The organism is Roseovarius sp. (assembly GCF_018066915.1).
In the GTDB taxonomy this organism is placed as follows: domain Bacteria; phylum Pseudomonadota; class Alphaproteobacteria; order Rhodobacterales; family Rhodobacteraceae; genus Roseovarius.
The window spans coordinates 1-6,018 of the sequence record NZ_JAGPVV010000062.1 but is presented as its reverse complement, the minus strand read 5'-3'; the positions used below and the strand labels follow the sequence as shown (position 1 = coordinate 6,018).

The following is a 6,018-nucleotide window of genomic DNA, read 5'->3' as shown; positions in this document are numbered from 1 at the left end:
TAGAATGCTCGCCTCTCTCCCCCGCTCGCCGCTCTTGCGCTTTGCCTACGCGGCCTATGTGGCACTCTTCTTCGTCTACATGGCACTGCCGCTGGCGGTCGTGGCGGTCTTTGCCTTCAACGACAGCCAGTTTCCCGGCCTGCCATGGGAAGGGTTCACGCTGGATTGGTTCATCGGGGCAGAGCAGCCCCGCATTGGGCTGATCAACGACCGGCGTATTGTCACGGGATTTTTCAATTCGGCCTTTGTCGCGTTCTGGGTCACGGCGCTATCGCTGACGGTTGCGACCACGACGGCCTTTCTCTTTGATCGCCATGAATTCCGGTTCAAGGAATTCGCCTATATCATGATGTTGGCACCCTTGGTCATTCCGGGGGTGATCCTTGGCATTTCCATCCTCGTGTTTTCGTCCACGCTGGCAGAGACGGTGAATTCTCTGACGGGTTACGAGATTTCGGCCCTGCGACCGGGGCTCTTTCTGGTGATTCTCGGGCAGTTTTCCTTTATCACCACGATTGCGACACTGGTGATCGCCGCGCGCCTGCGCCGCTTTGATCGCACGCTGGAAGAGGCAGCGCTCAACCTTGGGGCGACGCCGGCGGTGGTCTTTTTGACCATCACCCTGCCATGGCTGCGCCCGGCACTCTTTGGCGCGGGGATCGTGGCCTTTTTGATTTCCTTCGAGAATTTCAACACCACGCTGATCCTCAACGGGTCGAATGCGCCGCTGACGGTGACGATGTTCGACCGGATGCGCGAAGGCTCGACCCCGGTGCTCAACGCGGTCTCGGTGACGCTGATGGTGGGATCGGGCCTGTTGGGCCTGTTGGGCATTCTCGTCCAAGGGCGCGGGCAAAAGCCCTAACATCCCAATGCCGCGACGCGGCATTATTTTCTGCAACCGCAAATAAAATGGGCGGCGCGCCTTAGAACTGCTCAAAAAGCGGCAATCTTGGCCGGTTGACCGCCGCGCTGCACGCTCTCGCTAGAGCAATTCGCGGCAAATCTGTTTGCTTCCTCATGCCTGAAACGGCTCAGACCCTCGCAGGGCGGCGCCGGTCCAGACGGACCGCGCTCCTCTGTGGAGAGGTGCAAACAAAATGCTGCGTCGCCAAAATGACGGTGGGGGACCCGAAATTGAACAACGCCACGACGCGCGCAGCCCGGACATGGGAGTTCCGTAAGAAATGACGACAAGAACATTTATGGCGAGCCTCGTTGCGACCACCGTTCTGGCGACGGCACCGGCGCTGGCTCAGGATTGCCCCGTCAAGGTGGGCGTGCTGCATTCGCTCTCGGGCACGATGGCAATCTCGGAAACCACGCTCAAGGACACGGTCCTGATGCTGGTCGAACAGCAAAACGCCAAAGGCGGGCTGCTGGGTTGTCCGATCGAGGCGGTCGTGGTCGATCCGGCCTCGGACTGGCCGCTCTTTGCGGAAAAAGCGCGTGAATTGCTGACCGTGAACGAGGTCGATGTGATCTTCGGTTCCTGGACCAGCGTCAGCCGCAAATCCGCCCTGCCGGTGCTGGAGGAACTAAACGGCCTCATGTTCTATCCGGTGCAATACGAGGGCGAAGAATCCTCGAAGAATGTCTTCTACACCGGTGCCGCGCCCAACCAGCAGGCGATCCCGGCGGTGGATTATTTCATCGACGAACTTGGCGTCGAGAGCTTTGCGCTCTTGGGCACTGACTATGTTTATCCCCGCACCACCAACAACATTCTGGATGCGTACCTCAAATCCAAAGGCGTCGCGGCTGAGGATATCTTTGTCAACTACACCCCCTTCGGTCATTCCGACTGGGCGACCATCGTGGCGGATGTCGTGGCCTTGGGCGCAGGCGGCAAGAAGGTGGGCGTGATTTCCACGATCAACGGGGATGCCAATATCGGCTTTTACAAGGAACTGGCCGCCGCCGGTGTCAGCGCGGATGACATTCCCGTTGTCGCCTTCTCGGTTGGTGAAGAAGAGCTGTCGGGCCTGGATACCACCGAACTCGTTGGGCATCTCGCGGCGTGGAACTACTTCCAATCCGCCGATACCGAGATCAACGCCGAATTCGTCAAGGCGTGGAAGGCCTATGCCGGTGAAAACCGCGTGACCAACGACCCGATGGAGGCGCATTACATCGGCTTCAACATGTGGGTGAATGCGGTCACGCAAGCGGGCACCACCGATGTGGATGCCGTGCGCACCGCGATGTGGGGGCAGGAATTCCCCAACCTCACAGGCGGCACGGCTGTCATGCTGCCCAACCATCACCTGACCAAGCCGGTGCTGATCGGCGAAATCCGGGCTGATGGCCAGTTTGACATCATCAGCCAGACAACAGAGGTGCCGGGCGATGCCTGGACCGATTATCTGCCCGAGAGCGCGCCGCTCACGAGCGATTGGAAGGATCTGGGCTGCGGTATGTACAATACCGAAACCAAGACCTGCGTGCAGATGACCTCGAACTACTGACGCGGACCGGGCGCGCAGGGCGGATGCCGCTGCGCGCCTCTCCTCTCGAGCAAGGCCTTCATCCAGATGCGTTCGATCCTTTCCCTCGCCCGGCTTGCGGCGACAGTGCTGGCCATTGTCCTCTTGTCTCTGCTGCGGCCCGTCGCGGCACTGGCGCAAGAGGGGTTGCAGCCGCTCTTGCAAGAGTATCAAGCCGACATCGCCAAGCCGTCGCGCAGCACCGTCGAGGGGGTTCTGGGCGCGCTGATGGCCGCTGATCGGCCCGGCACCGCAGACTTCTTGCTGCGCTGGCAGGATCGTGGGGTCTATGAACGACCCAGTGATGGGCTGTTTTTCTACGCCGAAGAGACAGCCGGCGCGCTGCGTCTGATCGACATCGACAGCGGCGCGGCGGTAGCCGAGGTCAGCAGCCGCGAGGTCAATCAGATCCGTCCCAATTCCGGGGTTCGCGGGGTGATTGCAGCGGCGCTGGTGCCCTATGAATTGAACGCCCCTGATCCGGCGCGACGGGCGGCGGCGCTTGATGCGATTGCCCGCAGCGGTGACGCAAGCCAGATCGACCCGCTGAGCCAGTCCATCGAGAGAGAGAGTGATGCCGCGCTGAAAGAGCGCAAAGAGCGGCTCTTGACGCTACTAACGGCGCAGTTCGCATCGGCGCTGCCCTATCGCCTCGCGGCGATCGAGGGCTTGGCCGGGGATACCAGCATCGAGGCGCGCAGCGTGCTCAACCAGTTGACCGCGCGCGTGCCGAGTGTAGGCACCGCCGTGCCGGAGGGGGCCAATGTTGCGCGCGTGCTTGAGGTTGGCGCAGATATTTCCGAGGTCGAAGCCTATGACAGGCTGGTGGCCGCCAATCTTGCGCCCCCCCGTCAGAGTGCCACGGACCGCCGCGACGTGCTGGCACAGCATATCGTCGATGGGGCGGTGGGTGGCGTGCCCTTGCATCTGCTCAACACCGATGCCGCCCGCGCCCGCGCCTATGAGGCACTAGAGGCCGCGGGCACCGTGCCGCCGCGCGCCGCCGAGGATGAGGTGGCGCGTGCCGTGGCGGCGCATGTGTTCTACGAGGTCTATACCGAACCCAACCCCGAGGTAACGACCGCCGCCGAGGATGCACTCTCCGCCACATCGCGCGCGCTTGGCCTCTATCAGACGCTCGATCTGGTGCTCGATGGGCTATCGCTCGCGTCGATCTTTTTCCTTGCGGCCATCGGTCTTGCCATCACCTTTGGCGTGATGGGCGTGATCAATATGGCGCATGGCGAGTTCATCATGATGGGGGCCTATACCGGCTATGTGGTGCAGCTCTTTATCCCTGATTACACCGTCAGCCTGATTGTCGCCCTGCCGCTGGCCTTTGTCGTGACCTTTGGTGCGGGCGTGGCGATGGAGCGGCTGGTGATCCGGCATCTCTATACCCGGCCGCTGGAAACGCTGCTTGCGACCTTTGGCATCTCGATTGCCTTGCAACAACTGGCCAAGAACATCTTTGGCACGCAGGCGCGCCCGCTGACCGCGCCCGACTGGCTGAGCGGCGCGCTGACGCTGAATGACATCGTGAGCATCAGCAATATCCGGGTGGCGATCTTTGTTCTCGCCCTCATCTTTCTGGCGCTTTTGCTCTTTATCCTCAAGCGCACAAGGCTGGGGCTTGAGGTGCGGGCTGTCACGCAAAATCCCGGCATGGCGGCCAGCATGGGCATCGACCCGGACCGCATCAACATGCTGACGTTCGGCCTTGGGTCGGGTATCGCGGGCATCGCGGGCGTGGCGATTGGCCTCTATGCACAAGTCACCTCCGAGATGGGGGCCAATTACATCGTCCAGAGCTTCATGACCGTTGTCGTGGGCGGCGTCGGCAATGTCTGGGGCACGCTGGCGGGGGCCTCGCTCATCGGGTTCCTGCAAAAGGGGATCGAGTGGTTCAACCCCTCGAACACGCTGGCCGCTCAGACCTATATGATCCTCTTCATCATCCTTTTCATTCAATTCCGGCCCAAGGGCATCGTCGCCCTCAAGGGCCGCGCGGCGGGGGACTGAGCCATGAGCACACCCGAGATTGCCCCGCGTAGGCGGTTTCTGGCGGAAAATCCGTCGGTCCTGTGGTTCCTTGGCTGCCTCGCACTCTTTACCTTGGGCGTGACGGTTCTTTCCGAGGGGTTTGGCCTTGCCCTGATTTCCACCTCGATGGTCAAGATTCTCGGCATGACGCTCTGCCTCTGTCTCATCGCCGTGGCGATGGACGTGGTCTGGGGCTATTGCGGCATTCTCAGCCTTGGGCATTTCGCCTTTTTCGGGCTTGGGGGGTATGCCATCGGCATGTGGCTGATGTATGCGCGCACCCAAGGGATCGTGATAGAGTCGCTCTCGGCAACGCCCATTCCGCCGACGCAGGGCGAGATCGAGAATGCCATCGCCAGCCAGATTTTCGGCGTGGTGGGGAGCAATGAGCTGCCTTGGCTCTGGGGGTTTGCCCATAGTCTCACGCTGCAACTGATGATGGTGGTGCTGGTGCCGGGCCTCTTGGCGCTGGTCTTTGGCTGGCTGGCGTTCCGCAGCCGTGTCACGGGCGTCTACCTGTCCATTCTCACGCAGGCGATGACGCTGGCGCTGTCGCTCTACCTCTTTCAGAACGACACCGGGTTGCGCGGCAACAATGGCCTCTCGGGGTTGCAGAACATCCCCGGTCTCGACCATCTGCCGCAATCTACCCTGTCGCTGTGGTTCTTCTGGGCCTCTGCCTTGGCGCTGGGGCTGGGCTATCTGGTGTTTGCTTGGCTCGTGTCCGGCAAGTTCGGCTCGGTCATCCGCGCCATTCGCGACAATGAGGCGCGGGTGCGGTTTCTGGGCTATGATGTCGAGAGTTACAAGCTGGTGATCTTTACCCTGACCGCCGTTGTCTCGGCCATCGCCGGTGCGCTGTATTATCCGCAGGCGGGGATTATCAACCCGGCAGAGATCGCGCCGATTGCCTCTATCTATCTTGCGGTCTGGGTGGCCATCGGTGGGCGCGGGCGGCTCTATGGGGCTGTGATCGGGGCGGCTGTGGTCAGCCTTGCGTCAAGCTGGTTCACGGGTGGCGGCGCGCCCAATATCAACCTCGGGGTCTACACGATCAACTGGACTGATTGGTGGCTGGTTCTGCTTGGTTTGGGCTTTGTCGCGGTCACGCTGTTTTTCCCGCGCGGTATCGGGGGGCTTTTTGACATGATCGTGAGAAAACCATGACCACGCTTCTCGAAGTCTCGGGCGTCTCTGTCACCTTTGATGGATTCCGCGCCATCAACAATCTGTCGATTCAGGTGGCAGAGCCCGAGTTGCGCGCTGTGATCGGGCCGAATGGCGCGGGCAAGACAACCTTTATGGATATCGTCACCGGCAAGACGCGGCCTGATGAGGGCCGGGTGATCTGGGGCGAGAAGAACGTGTCGCTCTTAGGTCTGAGTGAGAGCCAGATTGCGCGGGCAGGCATTGGCCGCAAGTTTCAGAAACCGACAGTCTTTGAGGCGCAGACTGTGCGTGAGAACCTCGCCATGGCACTCAAGGCCAA

The 6,018-nt window shown here is 61.3% G+C and carries 5 protein-coding genes; all 5 read left to right on the top strand.

Annotated elements, in window-relative coordinates; translation table 11 throughout:
- The first annotated feature begins 4 nt into the window (after positions 1-4).
- Positions 5-865 carry an ABC transporter permease gene (locus tag KBT70_RS03950; protein WP_296629058.1) on the top strand — a complete coding sequence of 287 codons (861 nt, stop codon included), beginning with the start codon at positions 5-7 and terminating at the stop codon, positions 863-865.
- A 340-nt stretch (positions 866-1,205) separates the two neighbouring features.
- A complete protein-coding gene (gene urtA, locus KBT70_RS03945; RefSeq protein WP_296629057.1) occupies positions 1,206-2,468 on the top strand; it encodes an urea ABC transporter substrate-binding protein in 1,263 nt (420 codons plus the stop codon).
- Between the two features lie 66 nt (positions 2,469-2,534).
- Positions 2,535-4,508 carry an urea ABC transporter permease subunit UrtB gene (gene urtB / locus KBT70_RS03940; RefSeq protein WP_296629055.1) on the top strand — a complete coding sequence of 658 codons (1,974 nt, stop codon included), beginning with the start codon at positions 2,535-2,537 and terminating at the stop codon, positions 4,506-4,508.
- A 3-nt stretch (positions 4,509-4,511) separates the two neighbouring features.
- The gene (gene urtC, locus KBT70_RS03935) at positions 4,512-5,696 is read left to right on the top strand and encodes an urea ABC transporter permease subunit UrtC (RefSeq protein WP_296629053.1); all 1,185 of its coding nucleotides are present in this window, start codon (positions 4,512-4,514) and stop codon (positions 5,694-5,696) included.
- Positions 5,693-6,018: ATP-binding cassette domain-containing protein (locus KBT70_RS03930; protein ID WP_296629051.1), on the top strand; the 326-nt coding region annotated here is incomplete at its 3' end. The genes urtC and KBT70_RS03930, both read left to right, overlap by 4 nt.

What these genes read in the sequence shown, in the direction of transcription:
- KBT70_RS03950 (WP_296629058.1), top strand. Translation starts at nt 5, where the DNA reads ATGCTCGCCTCTCTCCCCCGCTCGCCGCTCTTGCGCTTTGCCTACGCG.
- urtA (WP_296629057.1), top strand. Translation starts at nt 1,206, where the DNA reads ATGGCGAGCCTCGTTGCGACCACCGTTCTGGCGACGGCACCGGCGCTG.
- urtB (WP_296629055.1), top strand. Translation starts at nt 2,535, where the DNA reads ATGCGTTCGATCCTTTCCCTCGCCCGGCTTGCGGCGACAGTGCTGGCC.
- urtC (WP_296629053.1), top strand. Translation starts at nt 4,512, where the DNA reads ATGAGCACACCCGAGATTGCCCCGCGTAGGCGGTTTCTGGCGGAAAAT.